This is a genomic window from Pseudomonas sp. WJP1 (assembly GCF_028471945.1).
Taxonomy (GTDB): Bacteria; Pseudomonadota; Gammaproteobacteria; order Pseudomonadales; family Pseudomonadaceae; genus Aquipseudomonas.
On sequence record NZ_CP110128.1, the window covers coordinates 5,372,468 to 5,387,777 of the forward strand.

The following is a 15,310-nucleotide window of genomic DNA, read 5'->3' on the forward strand; positions in this document are numbered from 1 at the left end:
CCTTCAATCCTCGACCACCCAGGTGTCCTTGGTTCCGCCGCCCTGGGAGGAGTTCACCACCAGGGAGCCTTCGCGCAGGGCGACACGGGTCAAACCGCCGGGCACGACCCGGGTTTCACGGCCAGACAATACAAACGGACGCAGGTCGATGTGGCGTGGCGCGATGCCGCTTTCGACAAAGGTCGGACAGGTCGACAGCGACAGTGTCGGCTGTGCGATGTAGGCATGGGGCTTGGCGATGATGCGCGCGCGGAAGGCTTCGATTTCCGCCGCCGTCGCCGCTGGCCCCACCAGCATTCCGTAACCGCCGGAGCCCTGGGTTTCCTTGACCACCAGCTCTGGCAGATTGGCCAGGACGTGGGACAGTTCAGAAGGGTTGCGACACTGCCACGTGGGCACGTTTTTCAGGATCGGTTCTTCATCCAGATAGAAACGGATCATGTCGGTGACGAACGGGTACACCGATTTGTCGTCCGCCACCCCGGTACCGATGGCGTTCGCCAACACGACATTGCCGGAACGATAGGACGACAACAGCCCCGGCACGCCCAGCATCGAGTCGGGATTGAACGCCAGCGGGTCGAGGAAGGCATCGTCGAGACGGCGGTAGATCACGTCGACTGCTTTCGGCCCGTCGGTCGTGCGCATGAACACCTTGTCGTCCCGCACGAACAGGTCCGCGCCCTCCACCAACTCCACACCCATTTCCCGCGCCAGGAACGCATGCTCGAAGAAGGCACTGTTGAAGCGCCCCGGCGTGAGCACCACGACACTCGGATTATCGATGGGGCTTGAGCTTTTCAGGGTGTCGAGCAGCAGGTTCGGGTAATGGTCGATCGGGGCAATGCGCTGGGCCGCAAACAGCTCGGGAAACAGGCGCATCATCATCTTGCGGTCTTCGAGCATGTAGCTGACGCCGCTCGGTGTACGAAGATTGTCCTCGAGCACGTAGTAGGTGCCGTCGCCGTCGCGCACCAGGTCGACGCCGGAAATGTGCGAATAGATATCGCGGTGCAGGTCCAGCCCCTGCATTGCCAACTGGTATTGCTCGTTGGCCAGCACCTGCTCGGCCGGAATGATCCCGGCCTTGATGATGCGCTGCTCGTGGTACAGGTCGGCGAGGAACATGTTCAACGCCTTGACCCGCTGGATACAGCCGCGCTCGACCACGCGCCATTCACTGGCGGGGATGCTGCGCGGGATGGTGTCGAAGGGAATCAGGCGCTCTGTCCCCTGCTCATCACCGTAGAGCGTGAAGGTAATCCCGGCGCGATGAAATAACAGATCGGCCTCGCGTCGCCGTTGTGCCAGAAGCTCGTCAGGCGTCTCGGCCAGCCAACGGGCAAACTCCCGATAATGCGGGCGGACCTGGCCGCCGGCATCGTACATCTCATCAAAATAGGTGCGGATCATGCCGTACTCCTTGTCACCCGGACATCCAGGCCTTCGCAAGGCCCGTGCCATCGGCAGAAACGCTTAGATTTCAATCGGTTGGATAATCACCCCGCGAGCGCCGCACCAATCCTGTGCGGCAAATGCCCCAACCTGACTGCCCCCGCTTCATTGCAAGGCGTTGTTGTCGCCCATCACCAGCATAGACGCTGGGCGCCGGCTTGCCGGTGAAGGAGCGGCCGTGTTCGATTGCCTTCGGCAAAAACGAAAACGGCCAACCCGAAGGTCAGCCGTCATTGCTGGTTGTCACTGTTCATAGGTTTATGCGAGTCGCCCTCGTACCTCCTGTTTCACACCCCAGCCTTCAATGATGCCGCCCAGTGGCTCGACCACGGCCTCGAAACCCTGCTCGAAATCGCCAATGTCGTCGTAGGTGGCATACATGACTTTGCACAATTCCAGCGCCCAGGCGCCATCGTCACGCACACTGACTTGCGCATCCAGGGATTCACCACGGTGGAAATGACCTGCCGCCCTGCGTGCCCGCTCCTCGTCCGGGAAAATGGCGTAGAACTCGATGGGATGGAACCGGGAAAAGTCGAAACCGCCTTCTTTCATGCGGCGCAGCACACTGCTGCTGATGTCTTCTTGATAGGCTGTGCTCATGAAACGTCCTCCTCAAACTGATGGATAGACTTTCCGTACTCCCAATGTGCGAACCCAAAGGTGCGCACCAATCGACAACCCGATGTCGACGGGAAACAAGCATGGAGCTGACAAGACCAGACCTTAGCGATCCATTCGCTGATCTCGATTGCAGAGTAGCCCCAAGATAGAGCCGCTGCCAAGGCCTGGTTCTGTTGTAGTCGATAACGAGAAGAGGTTCAGACGGGGGTGATGCTGCGAATTTCAATACTGTTCTGGGCTTTCAGGCTTTTGACGCCTGCATCGGAGGTGCGCCCCTCCAGATCGTTCAGATCCAGTTCGGCGGCCACGGGAAGGAACCGTTCCTTGATGAGTTTGGCGGCCTTTTCGTGACTCGGGCACTCCTCGCACTCGAAGACTTCGTCGATCAATTCACCATGATCATCCACGAAAGTGACTTTCCACTTTTGCATCGGTGCCTCCTCGATAAAACCCATGGATGGGCTTACACCTATCTCGACCCTGGACGCGGGGTAAATGTTCCGGCGAATCAACAATAGCAGGCGTCAGCAAAGGCTGCCTGACGCCCGGTACAGACGGTGTTCCCCGGTCAGACGCGCACGTTCCCCCGGGGACCGGCAATCGCCCAAATGATCAGGCCCAGAACCGGCAGCAACAGGATCAACAGCACCCAGAAGATTTTCATCCCGGTTTCGGCACCGCTTTTTAACACGTTGATGATTGCCCAGATGTCCAAGGCAAGAATGATCAAGCCAACCAGGCTGTTGAACGTGGAACCCATGATAACGCTCCCGAAGAGTGATATGCCCCTCTTAGGATAGCCGGCCCTGACCAGGGTTCCGTTTTTTTGACAGCTTTAACGGTTCAGACGTGGATCGCCACTTTCAAGGCTTCCAGCGAGGGCGCGGCGGCGATGCCGACTTCGGCGCACAGCTCGAGTACCCGTGGCACGGCATTGCCGTAGACCAGTACCACTTGCAGTTCATCGTCCAGCAACTGGCTGAAGTTCATCAGCGTGTAACCGCCGTTTTCCTTGTTCAGGCTGCTCATCTGCACCTGGATGCGATTCAGCGCGGTCAGGGCTTCGGTCTTGGCCAGCTGCTTGGGTTTGAGATTGAACTCCACTCCCGGGCCGAACGAGGCGACGATCTGGGCGAACAGGTCCACATAGGTGTCGGCCTGGAACAGCACGGTCTCGGGCAGGCTGCCCACCACTACCCACTCACCCAGCGGGATCGGGAAGCTGTCGTCGTAGTTGATGTCCGGGTTGGCGCCGAGGAAAGCCACAGGATCTGCGTAAGCCTGGGCCGCTTCGTCAGCGACTTTCTCGATTTCGTCATCGGCCATGCACCCGGAGCTGATGTTGCTGATGAGTTCGATGAGGGCGGCTTTCATGGGGGCGGATCCTGTAGCAAGTAAATTTTCAGGGCGCGCAGGATAACGCATTACGCCCGGCGATGGCGGCTTGCAGGCAGGGCTCGCAATCTTGACCTGCATCAAGCGTTCAGCCCAACAATAGCGGCACAATAATGGCACCTTGCCAAAACTGTTTCCGCTATCAGAGAAGACCTCCATGGGTGCCTGGCTTAGCAATATCTCACTGAAGTACAAATTCTGGGCGGTGAATGCCGTCGCCTTCGTCACCACGCTGCTGCTGGTGTTTTATGCCGTGCACCTCGAACAACAGGCCCGCAGCCATGCCGCCCAGGCATCGGCCCGGGCCCAGGCGCGACTGCTCGCAGCCTGGCCTGCCGGGCAGCCGCTGCCCAGGGCCGAGAACCTGCTGACGTTCGATCGCGGCCAGGTACCGCGGTTGAACGGACAGCCGTTGCAGGCACTGGCCGACGCCAACGGCTGGGTCGAGATCAATGCGTTGCCGTATTTCGGTGACGACCTGCCGATCGGCGCCGAAGTCTTCACCCACACGGATGGCCAGCGGGTCGCGCTGATTGCCCATGGCCCAAGCCTGGGCCAGGTGTTCGGCGAGCGTGCTGCCAACTATGCCCTGGCGGTGTTCATCCTGATGCTGGCGATGCTCGGCGCCTCACAGTTGTTGATCCGCTTTTTGCTCAGTCAGCTCAATACCCTCAAAGACGTGATGCTCCACGTTGAAAAAACCGGCGACCTGTCGGCCCGTGTCCCGCTGACCTGTAGCGACGAAGTCGGGCAGATGGCCAACGCTTTCAACGCCATGCAGGCCGGTTACCAGGGCGTGGTCAGTACCGTTGCCAGCACGGTCCGGCAACTGGACGAAGGCGCCGCACGCCTGGCCTCAAGCATGAACGAAGTGCGTCACGGCATGCTCGGCCAGCAGAGCGAAACCGATCAGGCGGCAACGGCCATCAATGAAATGACCGCCACCGTCTATCACATCGCCCAGCACGCCGGTGCCACCCGCGACCTGTCGCAATCTGCAGACACCCTGGCCGGCAGCGGGCAGGAAGTGGTCATGCGCGTACAGCGATCGATTGCCGGACTGTCCACCGGGGTGCAGCAGACCGCCGAGATGATCCAGCGCCTGGCCGAGGACAGCCAGAAGATCAACGGCGTGGTCAATGTGATCCACAGCATTGCCGAGCAGACTAATCTGCTGGCGCTGAACGCAGCGATCGAAGCAGCCCGGGCCGGTGAAATGGGCCGTGGTTTTGCGGTGGTCGCCGATGAAGTGCGCAACCTGGCCAAGCGCGTACAAACCTCCACCGATGAAATCACCGTGATGGTCTCCGCCTTGCAATCAGGCACTCGCGATGCGGTGGACTTCATGCAGGAGAGTTCATACAAGGCCGACGAATGCGTACAGCAAGCCCAGGAGGCCGGGGCCGCGTTGGCGCAGATCACCGGGGCGGTGGCGCAGATGCGCGAAAGCAACACCCAGATCGCCGTGGCGGCCGAGCAACAAAGCCAAGTGGCCGAAGAGATGAACCGGGCGGTGGTGAGCATTCGCGACGTGACCGAGAATACGGTGCGCCAGACAGTCAGCTCGGCAACCACCAGCGATGAGCTGGCGGTGTTGGCCGGTCAATTGAGCAAGGCGATCGGGCAGCTCAAACTGTAGTGGCGCTTCGCCTGTAGGAGCCAGGCTTGCCGACGAAGAACGATGACGCGGTGAGACAGTTACACCGAGGTGTCCGGTTCGCCGGCAAGCCTGGCTCCTACGGGTGAAGAGATAATGACCATGATCCCTATCGCTTCGATAGCCAAGCTTGATTCGCCTCCTGCATTTACCGGGCCTATCCTTGATTCATGAGTTCAACATGGATCGAGGATCGGCATCATGGGTAAACGTCACCCCAACCTTCCCGCCTGGCAATGGCGTGCGTACCCGAACAATCACCAGCACCCGGCCAATCTGGTGTTGCACCTGATTGCCGTGCCGTTGTTCATCGTCGCCTTCCTGCTGATCGCCTGCGGGGTGTTCAGCCTGAACCTGGCCAATTTCGCCATCGGCATCATCGGTGTGATTGCCGCCCTGGGCTTGCAACGCCATGGCCATACCCTGGAGGCGCAAGCGGCCGAGCCATTTAGCGATCGCAAGGACGCGGTGTCACGCTTGCTGGTCGAGCAATTCCTGACCTTCCCGCGATATTTCCTCAGCGGCGGCTGGTGGCGCGCCTGGAAGGAGCGCCACCGTCGTCATTGATCAGCCGAACACCGTCACCGTCTGCCGGCTCATGGCGATCAACCGCCCTTCCACGTCCCACAACTTCGCGGCGGCATGGCCGTAGCCGTCGGCGGCATGCTCGGTTTCGACCAGGTATTTGCACCAGTCCAGGGTGCTCAGCTCCAGCAACGGCTGGACGAATTCGATGGTCCAGGTCAGCGTGCTGCCCATCGCCGGCTTCTTCAGGAACGGCATCAGGGCCGGCGGCCAGGCATCCACCAGCGCCAGGATGTGCGCCTCGGTGACCGGCTCCTCCTTCACATCACCCCGCAGGCGCACCCAGCCGCCCATTTGACGGGAGGTGTTGCCGGTGAACGGCAACCCGCCAACACTCCAGCGCATTGCCAGATGCTGCATGAATTGCGGGAGCACGCCCTCGATGTAGGGCAGTTCCTGGCAGTCGTCCCAATGCTTCATCGCTGGCGCCGGCACAGCTTGCACCGCTACTTCCGACGGACGCGAGGCGCCGAAGCTGCCCTGGACCAAAGTGACCACCTGGCCGCCCTGCATCGCCCGGCCCAGCACCTGGCTGACCGCTTTGCCCTCGCGCAATACCTCGACTTCAAAACTGACCGGCACGTCGGGTTCGACCGGGCCGACAAAGGTGATCGCCAGCGAGCGCACCGGCCGGTCCGCCGGCACCTTGGCGCGCATGGCTTCGTATTGCAAGGCAACCACCAGGCCGCCGAAACTGGCGCGGCCTTGCGCCCATCCGGCCGGGATCGACAGTTCCAGTGGCTGACGGCGGACAGCGTCGAGCAGATCGCAAAAGCGCATGAAGACCTCAAGGCAGGAAAAGGATGATGGGATCTTAACCAGCTCACCAAGGCTGTACAGTGCCTATTCCGGTCAAATTGACTGACAGATGAGCCGCCTGTGTCCCCCCTGTAGGAGCCGTGATGGGTTCAGGATTTGAAACAGGCCTTGCTGAGCTTGTCCAGCACCCGGTCGGCGCGCTGTTCGGCCTCGGCCATGGTGGCTTGCCAAACGGCGACACAAGGCTGCAAATCGGCTTCCTGCTCGGCCATGGCCAGCCATTGCACACAGTCGTGCCAGTCCCCCAGGGCTCCCTGGGCCGCTTTCAACCTGGGCATGGCGGCCTTGGGCAGGCGATCCAGCTCGGGGTAGGCGTCGATGCCATACCGCACGCGCTTGATCAGCAGGCGCAAGCGATGACGGTCATGGGCCGGATCGTGCAGGGCGGTGTCGAGTTTCTTCCACTGTTTGCCCAGGCGCTTTTCGATGCGCTTACCGATCCCCTTGAGCAACCCTTGGCGCTGGGCAGCGCGCAGGAATCGCGGGAAGGCATCGAGGATCATCAGCAGCTGCGCAAGCTCGGTACTGGTCGCCACTGCGGGATACGCCTTGGCCATTTGCACCATGCGCCGCTGCGCGGCTTGCGCTTGATCGTGCTCGAGCAAGTAGGCGGCCAACACCTCGCGATCGCGCAATGGCGTGGTCAAGTCGCCCACCCCGGACGCCGCCACCTCCAGCTGTTCGACCCCGGGCAAGCCCCGCAACGGCCGCAACAGGCTGCGCAACCGGCGCACCGTGGTGCGCAAGTCGTGCAGTGCCTCTGGGTCGGTGTGGGCACTCAAGCGTGCCTGGCAGGCCAGCAGACGAACTTCCAGGCCCAGGACCCGGGCCACCAACCTATCGATCATGGAGTGCACTCCGTAAACAGCTGCCGTTTTTTAGCTTGCAGCTTATTACTTGTAGCTGCTTCTATCGCCCTGCGCGCGATTCACGAATATAGAAGCGCGCCTTCTCGGCCTTCTTCGAGCAGCCCTCGAAACCTTCGAATTGCTGCTGGGTCTTGGCCGCAGTCAGCAGCGACAACGCCTTGGAGTAGCTGACGGTCCCGGCGAAGCCTTCGGCCTTGGCCAGGTCCAGCTCACGCCATGCGGCATCGAGCTGGCTGCCGCAGCTGTCGCGGTAAGCGGTTTTGCCGGCACAACCGGCCAGTGCCAGGGCAATCAGTGGCACGCAGATCCAGGCTTTCATTTCTTACACCTCAAGATAGGTAAACAGTCATGCAGGTAGGACGGTCTGGCGGGCAAAAAGTGCCGTTCATCGCCAACGCAAATCCCGCGAGGCGAGAATACCCATCTGCCGCCAGGGAGTGTCGAAAAAACGACCCATTCGCGCGGCCGAACGACCTGACGATTGAAGCGCGCCCCTCGTTGGGTGCATTGTTGAACCATTCAGACGAGGGCGATCAATGAAAAAGCGTGTCGCACTGGTGTTGGGCTCGGGTGGAGCCCGGGGCTATGCCCATATCGGCGTCATCCAGGAAATCGAACGGCGTGGCTACGATATCGCCTGTATCGCCGGTTGTTCCATGGGGGCGGTGGTCGGCGGGATCTACGCCGCCGGCAAACTCGATGATTATCGCGACTGGATCGAGAGCCTGGATTACCTCGATGTGTTGCGCCTGGTGGACGTCAGTTTTCGCCTGGGGGCCATCCGCGGTGAAAAGGTCTTCGGGCAGATCCGCAAGATCGTTGGCGAAATCAATATCGAAGATCTACGCATCCCCTACACGGCGGTGGCCACCGACCTGACCAACCAGCAGGAAATCTGGTTCCAGGAGGGCTGCCTGCACCAGGCCATGCGTGCCTCGGCGGCGATTCCCAGCCTGTTTACACCGGTGATGCAGGGCAATCGCATGCTGGTCGATGGCGGCATCCTCAACCCCTTGCCGATCGTGCCGGTGGTGTCGAGCCATTGCGACCTGATCATCGCGGTCAACCTCAACTCCACCAACCAGCGTCACTACAAGATGCCTGTCATCCAGCGGCCCGCCGCATTCAAGACCCGATTCGACAGCCTGATCAGCTCGCTTGGCTCAAAGATGCCGTTCCGGCGCACACAGGCCGAGCAGTTACTGCGGCTGGAGAAAGAAGCCTTGATGGCCGAAGCGGCGGAGATCAACCCCTGGGTCGAGTCGGCCGACCCCGAAGCCCAACAACCGGCGGCCGCGCCTGAACGGGACGGTGCGCCGAAGTCCGCCACCGGGTCGTTCATCATCGACAACGTGGGGCCGGCGTCCCTGCTGGATTTGATCAACCAGAGTTTCGAGGTGATGCAGACATCGCTCGCGCAATACAAGATTGCCGGGTATCCGCCGGACATCCTGATCAACGTGCCGAAGCGGGTGTGCCGGTTTTTCGAGTTCTACAAGGCGCCGGAGTTGATCGCGCTGGGGCGCGAGATTGCGCGCGATACGCTGGATCGCTACGAGAATGAGCGCGATTCCTGAAATTATCGATTGAATGTCAGGGCCTCTTCGCTGGCAAGCCAGCTCCCACAGGATTTGCGTGAAATCCAGACTCGTGGACACCACAAAACACTGTGGGAGCTGGCTTGCCAGCGATGGGGCCGGTACAGACAACACAGATTTAAAGGCTGCCCTCACTCAACAATCGATAACCCACCCCCGCCTCGGTGACGATAAACCGCGGCTGCGTCGGGTCGTCCGCCAGTTTCTGGCGCAGGTGCCCAACCACGATCCGCAAGTAATGCGTGTCTTCGGTATGAGTCGGCCCCCAGATGTCCTTGAGCAGTTGCTGCTGGGTGATGACCCGTCCGGGGTGCCGTGCAAGCTGCGCCAGCACCGCGTACTCCTTGCGGGTCAGCGCGACCTCGCTGCCATCGAGCAATACCCGGCGATAGGCCAGGTCGACCGTCAGCGGGCCGAAGGTCAGCGCCGCTTGCTGGGCCTCGCCCACCGGTGCCTGACGCAATAGCGCGCGAATCCGCGCGAGGAATTCCTGGATGCCAAAGGGTTTGGTCACGTAGTCATTGGCGCCGCCGTCCAGCGCCTCGACTTTCTGCCCTTCACCGGCACGCACCGAGAGCACCAGCACCGGCACTGTCGACCACTCGCGAAACTCGCGCAGCACCTGCTGGCCGTCCATGTCCGGCAGGCCGAGGTCGAGCACCAGCAGGTCCGGTTTGTTCAACGCCGCTTGCGCCAGCCCTTCGGTGCCGGTGCCGGCCTCCAGCACTTTATAGCCCTGGGAAGCGAGGCTGATGCGCAGGAATTTGCGGATTTGCGGTTCGTCGTCGATGACCAGGATGGTCGCGGTCTGGCTCATGGATTCACATCAACACAAAGAAGTGGCAAGAGAGTAACGCAAGCACGATCAGGCTTCACTTTCATAGCCTGGCTGCGCCTGCAACGGCAAATGCAAGGTGATGCAGGTGCCGTGCCCTTCGATACCGTCGGCAACGCTGATCCGCCCGCCATGGGCACCGACCATGCCCTGACAGATCGCCAACCCCAGCCCGGTGCCCTGCCCGCCACGGTCGCCGCGGGCAGCGGTGTAGAACATGTCGAAAATCTTCTCCCGTTCCGCTTCCGGAATCCCCGGTCCTTCGTCGCTGACTGAGAAAAACAGCTCCGTGTCATCAGCCCCCGCGCGCACTTGCAGGCGCCCGTGGGAGGGCGAGAAGCGCGCAGCGTTTTCCATCACGTTGACCAAGGCCTGCTCGATCAGTGCGGCGTGGACGAACAGCAGCGGCAGTTGCGCCGGCACCTCGGTAGTGACCTGCAACGGGGCCAATACCGCGCGCAGGCGATTGAGCGCACTGCCGACGATGTCCGCCGGCGATACCCAGTCCCGCGCCAGCTTCAACGCACCGTGACCGAGGCGGGTCATGTCCAGCAGGTTTTGAATGTAGCGGTCGAGGCGTTCGGCCTCATCGCGGGTGCCTTCGAGCAACTCGCGGCGATCCTCCAGGGGAATGGCTTCGCCGAGGGCCAGCAGGCTGTCGATACTGCCGCGCATGGACGTCAGTGGCGTGCGCAGATCATGGGACACCGACGCCAGCAAGGCACTGCGCAGTTGCTCGGTTTCGCCGTGCAACCGCGCGGCTTCCAGGTCATCGGCCAGTTGTGCGCGGGCCAGTGCCTGGGCCAGCGGCTGGCTCAACGCGGTCAACAAACGCCGACGCTGGCCGCTCAAGGTCTGGCCTTCTTTCGCACACACGCCGAGCAGCGCCAGCGGCCCCTCCTCCACCGACAATGGCCACCACCACCAACGACCGAACGGCAACGTCCCGGTGCCCGCGCCCGCCGGTTGATCGTGTTGCCAGGCCCAATCGGCGGCGGCGCGTTCGGCTTCGGTGAACTCCAGCGGGCCACCGGTTTCGACTTTCCAGCCGCTCTGGCCGTCGCGGTCGAGCAGGCACAGTTGCACATCGCTCCAGCCGTTGAGGTGCTGGGCCGCCGCGCTGACCACAGCCTGACGATCGGTGGCGGCGGTGAGTTTGCGCGACAGGTCGAGCAGTTCGCTGGTCTCTTCCTGGGTATCGCGCAGGGCCTGTAATTGCCGGCGCTGGCGTGCCGCGAGGTTGCCGGTGAGGGCCGCCATCAGCAGGAAGAACAGCAAGGTCAGCACGTCTTCTTCGCGCTGGATGCTGAAGGAAAAATTCGGCGGGATGAACAGAAAATCGTAGGTCAGGAACGACAGCGCCGCACAGGCCAGTGCCGGGCCAAGGCTGCTGCGCACCGCCACCAGCAACACGGCGGCGAGGAACACCAGCGAGATGTTCGGCAACGGCAGCACACTCGCCACCGCCCAGGCCAGGGCGCTGGCCAACAACGTCGCCACCACGGCCAGTGCGTAGTCGAACCCTACCTGCGACTGCATCGAGCGCTGGCGTGGCTGATGCTGTTCATGCTCGGTGTCGAGCACGTTGATTTCCAACCCGCGGGCATTGCGCAGCAGGCGCGCCGCCAGGCCGCCACCGAACAATCGACGACGCAGGCGCGGCCGCGACTGGCCGACCAGCACCAGGCTGGCGCGGCGTTCGGCGGCGTGCTGGATCAGGGTTTTGGCCACCTCGCCGGCCCGCAGCAGCACCACTTCACCGCCGAGGCGTTCGGCCAGTTGCTGGGCACTCTGCAGACGCAGCCGCGACTGCTCGTCACGCGCGCTGCCGTTATCCACATGTACAAGGCTCCACGGCAGATGCCGACGCTGGGCAACGCGGCTGGCATGCCGCACCAGGCGTTCGGCCTGGGCATCGCCATCGACGCCGACCAACAAGCGACCGCGCACCGTGGGCGCCGCTTGCCCCATCTGCCGATAGCCCTGGGTCAGGTCGTTATCGACCTGGGCGGCGGCGGTTTGCATCGCCAGTTCGCGCAGGGCGGTAAGGTTGGTCTGGGAGAAAAACGCATCGATCGCCGCCCGTGCCTGCTCGGGCACGTAGACCTTGCCGTCGCGCAGACGCTCGAGCAACTCCCGTGGTGGCAGGTCGATCAGCAGCAGTTCATACGCTTCCTGCAACACCCAGTCCGGCAGGGTTTCGCGCACCTGCACGCCGGTGATGCCGCGCACCTGATCATTCAGGCTTTCCAGGTGCTGGACGTTGACCGTGGTGTATACGTCGATGCCCGCGGCGAGCAGCTCCTGGATGTCCTGCCAGCGTTTTTCGTGACGGCTGCCGGGGGCGTTGGTGTGGGCCAGTTCGTCCACCAGCACCAGCCGGGGCTTGGCCGCGAGCAGACCGTCGAGGTCCATTTCCTCCAGCTCCACGCCACGGTACATCGAGCGCACCAAGGGCAGTTGCGGCAAGCCGCCAAGCAACGCTTCGGTCTCGAAGCGGCCATGGGTCTCGACCACGCCGGCGATGACTTTCACACCTTGGCGCAGCTGGGTGTGAGCTGCCTGCAGCATGGCGTAGGTCTTGCCGACGCCGGGCGCGGCGCCGAGGAAGACCTTGAGCCGGCCACGGCCATTGCGGGGCAGGTCTGCTAACAGCGCGTCGGCGCGGCCGGAGTCGCTCATGCTTTAAGTTCTCTTTATTCAGGTATTCATGTGGTGCCTGGGAGGCCGTCTTCGCGAGCAGGCTCGCTCCCACATTTGGAATGCATTCTCCTGTGGGAGCGAGCCTGCTCGCGATTGGCATCACCGCCGATCTACAGTTTTTCCAGCGCCAGATTCAACTCAAGCACATTCACTACCGGCGGACCTACCAACGGCTGCTCGATGTGTGCATCCAACAGGTTCTGAAGCGCCGCAACCGGCACGTTGCGCGCCGCCGCAACACGCGCCAGTTGATAGGCAATCGCCGCCGGTGGCAAGTGCGGATCGAGGCCGCTGCCGGAGGTGGTGAGCAGTGCCAGCGGTACCGGTCCCTGCCCTGGCACCTGCAGTTTGTTGGCCTCATCGATCACCCGAGTGGCCAGGGCCGGGTTGCTCGGCGACAGGTTGCTGGCGCTGCTCGAAACGGTGGCAAACGCACCGGCCGATGGCCGCGGGTGGAACCAGGCGTCGCCGACGAAATCCTGGGCAATCAGCGATGAGCCGCGGACCTTGCCGTCGACATCGCGCACCAGGCTGCCATTGGCCTGGTCCGGGAAGGCGACTTGGGCCACGCCGGTGACCACCAGGGGATAGGCGACACCGGTGACCAGGGTCATCAGGACCAGCAGGCTCAGGGCCGGACGTATCATTGTGGACATTTCAAATCCTCGAATTCGGTAAAGCGGTGTGCCCGGCACACCGTCCCAGGGTCAAACCAGATGCAACGCCGTCAACAACATGTCGATGGCCTTGATGCCCACGAACGGCACCGCAATCCCGCCCAGGCCATAGATCAGCAAATTGCGCCGCAACAACGCCGCCGCGCTCGCCGCCTGTACGCGCACACCCCGCAGCGCCAGGGGAATCAGCACCACGATGATCAGGGCGTTGAACACGATCGCCGAGAGAATCGCGCTTTGCGGGCTGTGCAGCTGCATGACGTTCAATACGCCCAGTTGCGGGTAGATCGCGGCAAACAGGGCCGGCAGGATGGCGAAATACTTGGCCACGTCGTTGGCGATGGAAAAGGTCGTCAGCGCGCCACGGGTCACCAACAGTTCCTTGCCGATCTGAACCACGTCCAGCAGCTTGGTCGGGTCGCTGTCGAGGTCGACCATGTTCGCCGCCTCGCGCGCCGCCTGGGTGCCGTCGTTCATCGCCATGCCCACATCTGCCTGGGCCAGGGCCGGGGCGTCGTTGGCACCGTCGCCGCACATGGCAACCAGGCGACCGTCGTTCTGCTCGTGACGAATGCGCGCCAGTTTTTTCTCCGGCGTGGCTTCGGCCAGCACGTCGTCCACGCCCGCTTCAGCGGCAATCGCCGCAGCGGTCAGCGGGTTGTCGCCGGTCACCATGACCGTGCGGATCCCCAGCTTGCGCAGCTCGGCGAAACGCTCGCGGATGCCGGGCTTGACCACGTCCTTGAGGTGGATCGCGCCCAGCAATTTACCGTCGACGCAGACCAGCAACGGCGTACCGCCGCTTTGCGCAATCCGGTCGACTTCCCGTGACAGGGCCGAGGGCAGGTCAGCACGCTGTTTGCCAACGAACGCCAGCAACGAATCCACCGCGCCCTTGCGGTACACGCGCCCCTGACAGTCAACACCGGACAAGCGGGTTTCGGCACTGAATGGAACCGCTGTCAGCGCTTCGGCAGCCGGTTCCGGTTGCGGGTGAGTGCCGCGCAGGTATTCGACGATCGACTTGCCTTCGGCGGTGTCGTCGGCCAGCGAAGCCAGCAAAGCGCCTTCGGCCAGCTCCCTGGCGGTGATGCCAGGCGCTGCATGCACCGCCGAGCAACGACGGTTGCCGAAGGTGATGGTGCCGGTCTTGTCCAGCAGCAGGACGTGCACGTCCCCCGCCGCCTCCACGGCGCGACCGGACTTGGCGATCACGTTCAGGCGCACCAGGCGATCCATGCCAGCGATACCGATGGCCGACAGCAAGCCGCCAATGGTGGTCGGGATCAGCGTGACCAATAACGCCACCAGGAACACCAGCGGCAGGCTGCCATTGGCGAAGTGGGCGAACGGCTGCAGCGTGACCACCACCAGCAGGAAGATCAGGGTAAGGCCGATCAACAGGATGTCGAGCGCCACTTCGTTCGGGGTTTTCTGGCGTTTGGCGCCTTCGACCAGGGCGATCATGCGGTCCAGGGTCGACTCGCCGGGGTTGGTGGTGATCTTCACCAACAGCCAGTCCGACACCAGCCGGGTATTGCCGGTGACCGCCGAGCGGTCGCCGCCGGACTCACGAATCACCGGCGCCGACTCACCGGTGATCGCCGCTTCGTTGACCGCCGCGATGCCTTCGATTACTTCGCCGTCCCCGGGGATCATCTCCCCCGCTTCGACGCGCACCACATCGCCTTTGCGCAGGTTGGCGGCCGGCACCACTTGAAACCTGCCGCTGCTGGTTTTGCGCCGGGCGCTCAAGCCCTCGCTGCCGGCCTTGAGGCTGTCGGCGCGGGCCTTGCCGCGACCTTCGGCCAGGGCTTCGGCGAAGTTGGCGAACAGCACGGTAAACCACAGCCATACCGCGATTTGCGCGGCGACGAAGGTGGGTACCGCCGTGTCCGGCACGAAGCACAGCACGGTGGTGAGGATCGCGGTCAGCTCAACCACCAGCATCACCGGCGCTCGCTGCAATTGCCGGGGGTCGAGCTTGACGAAGGCTTGCACCAGCGCCGGGCGCCACAGGGCCGAGATAGCGGTTTTCGGTTGTTCCGGTGCCTTCGCGGCAACCGGTTTAACGGCAGGCATATTCATCAAAT

15 protein-coding genes are annotated in these 15,310 nt (G+C 62.7%); 3 read left to right on the plus strand and 12 right to left on the minus strand.

Features of this window, described 5'->3' with window-relative positions:
- Positions 1-3 precede the first annotated feature (3 nt).
- From OH720_RS24005 to OH720_RS24025, 5 genes are all read right to left on the minus strand, one after another.
- A complete protein-coding gene (locus OH720_RS24005; RefSeq protein WP_046816144.1) occupies positions 4-1,413 on the minus strand; it encodes a circularly permuted type 2 ATP-grasp protein in 1,410 nt (469 codons plus the stop codon).
- A gap of 300 nt (positions 1,414-1,713) precedes the next feature.
- Positions 1,714-2,058: a ribonuclease E inhibitor RraB gene (locus OH720_RS24010; protein WP_007971898.1), complete on the minus strand. Its 345-nt coding sequence runs from the start codon at positions 2,056-2,058 to the stop codon at positions 1,714-1,716.
- Positions 2,059-2,276: 218 nt separating this feature from the next.
- Positions 2,277-2,510, minus strand: a complete 234-nt coding sequence (locus OH720_RS24015) for a hypothetical protein (RefSeq protein WP_008061809.1) — start codon at positions 2,508-2,510, stop codon at positions 2,277-2,279.
- A gap of 137 nt (positions 2,511-2,647) precedes the next feature.
- Complete coding sequence (locus tag OH720_RS24020; protein WP_008061810.1) at positions 2,648-2,839, minus strand: PLDc N-terminal domain-containing protein; 192 nt, start codon at positions 2,837-2,839, stop codon at positions 2,648-2,650.
- 83 nt (positions 2,840-2,922) lie between these two features.
- Positions 2,923-3,453: a hypothetical protein gene (locus OH720_RS24025; RefSeq protein ID WP_272603166.1), complete on the minus strand. Its 531-nt coding sequence runs from the start codon at positions 3,451-3,453 to the stop codon at positions 2,923-2,925.
- A 178-nt stretch (positions 3,454-3,631) separates the two neighbouring features.
- Between OH720_RS24025 and OH720_RS24030 the strand changes: the two genes are divergently transcribed.
- Together OH720_RS24030 and OH720_RS24035 are read left to right on the plus strand one after the other, a co-directional pair.
- Positions 3,632-5,113: a methyl-accepting chemotaxis protein gene (locus tag OH720_RS24030; protein WP_272603167.1), complete on the plus strand. Its 1,482-nt coding sequence runs from the start codon at positions 3,632-3,634 to the stop codon at positions 5,111-5,113.
- A 219-nt stretch (positions 5,114-5,332) separates the two neighbouring features.
- Positions 5,333-5,698, plus strand: coding sequence for an Mpo1-like protein (locus OH720_RS24035; protein ID WP_272603168.1), 366 nt, complete (start codon positions 5,333-5,335; stop codon positions 5,696-5,698).
- Here the strand turns inward: OH720_RS24035 and OH720_RS24040 are convergent, their stop codons facing one another.
- The 3 genes from OH720_RS24040 to OH720_RS24050 form a co-directional block, all read right to left on the minus strand.
- Positions 5,699-6,496: an acyl-CoA thioesterase gene (locus OH720_RS24040; protein WP_272603169.1), complete on the minus strand. Its 798-nt coding sequence runs from the start codon at positions 6,494-6,496 to the stop codon at positions 5,699-5,701. It abuts the gene before it with no gap.
- A gap of 128 nt (positions 6,497-6,624) precedes the next feature.
- Positions 6,625-7,383: a CHAD domain-containing protein gene (locus OH720_RS24045; RefSeq protein ID WP_272603170.1), complete on the minus strand. Its 759-nt coding sequence runs from the start codon at positions 7,381-7,383 to the stop codon at positions 6,625-6,627.
- A gap of 61 nt (positions 7,384-7,444) precedes the next feature.
- Positions 7,445-7,723: a hypothetical protein gene (locus OH720_RS24050; RefSeq protein ID WP_008061821.1), complete on the minus strand. Its 279-nt coding sequence runs from the start codon at positions 7,721-7,723 to the stop codon at positions 7,445-7,447.
- 217 nt (positions 7,724-7,940) lie between these two features.
- On the opposite strand from OH720_RS24050, the gene OH720_RS24055 reads away from it, so the two are divergent.
- Positions 7,941-8,981, plus strand: coding sequence for a patatin-like phospholipase family protein (locus OH720_RS24055; RefSeq protein ID WP_180202583.1), 1,041 nt, complete (start codon positions 7,941-7,943; stop codon positions 8,979-8,981).
- A gap of 139 nt (positions 8,982-9,120) precedes the next feature.
- Here OH720_RS24055 and OH720_RS24060 read toward each other — a convergent pair whose 3' ends face one another.
- The 4 genes from OH720_RS24060 to kdpB all read right to left on the minus strand — a co-directional run bounded on the left by OH720_RS24060 (position 9,121) and on the right by kdpB (position 15,305).
- Positions 9,121-9,819, minus strand: a complete 699-nt coding sequence (locus tag OH720_RS24060; RefSeq protein ID WP_272603171.1) for a response regulator — start codon at positions 9,817-9,819, stop codon at positions 9,121-9,123.
- Positions 9,820-9,867: 48 nt separating this feature from the next.
- Positions 9,868-12,519, minus strand: coding sequence for a sensor histidine kinase (locus tag OH720_RS24065; protein WP_272603172.1), 2,652 nt, complete (start codon positions 12,517-12,519; stop codon positions 9,868-9,870).
- Between the two features lie 131 nt (positions 12,520-12,650).
- Entirely contained in the window at positions 12,651-13,196 is a 546-nt protein-coding gene (gene kdpC / locus OH720_RS24070; protein WP_272603173.1) for a potassium-transporting ATPase subunit KdpC, read from the minus strand.
- A gap of 51 nt (positions 13,197-13,247) precedes the next feature.
- Positions 13,248-15,305, minus strand: coding sequence for a potassium-transporting ATPase subunit KdpB (gene kdpB / locus OH720_RS24075; protein WP_272603174.1), 2,058 nt, complete (start codon positions 15,303-15,305; stop codon positions 13,248-13,250).
- Positions 15,306-15,310 lie beyond the last annotated feature (5 nt).

Excerpts from the sequence above, each read along its gene's own strand:
- OH720_RS24055 (WP_180202583.1), top strand. The coding sequence starts at position 7,941 with ATGAAAAAGCGTGTCGCACTGGTGTTGGGCTCGGGTGGAGCCCGGGGC.
- OH720_RS24020 (WP_008061810.1), bottom strand. The coding sequence starts at position 2,839 with ATGGGTTCCACGTTCAACAGCCTGGTTGGCTTGATCATTCTTGCCTTG.
- OH720_RS24010 (WP_007971898.1), bottom strand. The coding sequence starts at position 2,058 with ATGAGCACAGCCTATCAAGAAGACATCAGCAGCAGTGTGCTGCGCCGC.
- OH720_RS24015 (WP_008061809.1), bottom strand. The coding sequence starts at position 2,510 with ATGCAAAAGTGGAAAGTCACTTTCGTGGATGATCATGGTGAATTGATC.
- OH720_RS24035 (WP_272603168.1), top strand. The coding sequence starts at position 5,333 with ATGGGTAAACGTCACCCCAACCTTCCCGCCTGGCAATGGCGTGCGTAC.
- OH720_RS24050 (WP_008061821.1), bottom strand. The coding sequence starts at position 7,723 with ATGAAAGCCTGGATCTGCGTGCCACTGATTGCCCTGGCACTGGCCGGT.
- OH720_RS24060 (WP_272603171.1), bottom strand. The coding sequence starts at position 9,819 with ATGAGCCAGACCGCGACCATCCTGGTCATCGACGACGAACCGCAAATC.
- OH720_RS24030 (WP_272603167.1), top strand. The coding sequence starts at position 3,632 with ATGGGTGCCTGGCTTAGCAATATCTCACTGAAGTACAAATTCTGGGCG.
- OH720_RS24045 (WP_272603170.1), bottom strand. The coding sequence starts at position 7,383 with ATGATCGATAGGTTGGTGGCCCGGGTCCTGGGCCTGGAAGTTCGTCTG.
- OH720_RS24040 (WP_272603169.1), bottom strand. The coding sequence starts at position 6,496 with ATGCGCTTTTGCGATCTGCTCGACGCTGTCCGCCGTCAGCCACTGGAA.
- OH720_RS24025 (WP_272603166.1), bottom strand. The coding sequence starts at position 3,453 with ATGAAAGCCGCCCTCATCGAACTCATCAGCAACATCAGCTCCGGGTGC.
- kdpC (WP_272603173.1), bottom strand. The coding sequence starts at position 13,196 with ATGTCCACAATGATACGTCCGGCCCTGAGCCTGCTGGTCCTGATGACC.
- OH720_RS24005 (WP_046816144.1), bottom strand. The coding sequence starts at position 1,413 with ATGATCCGCACCTATTTTGATGAGATGTACGATGCCGGCGGCCAGGTC.
- OH720_RS24065 (WP_272603172.1), bottom strand. The coding sequence starts at position 12,519 with ATGAGCGACTCCGGCCGCGCCGACGCGCTGTTAGCAGACCTGCCCCGC.
- kdpB (WP_272603174.1), bottom strand. The coding sequence starts at position 15,305 with ATGAATATGCCTGCCGTTAAACCGGTTGCCGCGAAGGCACCGGAACAA.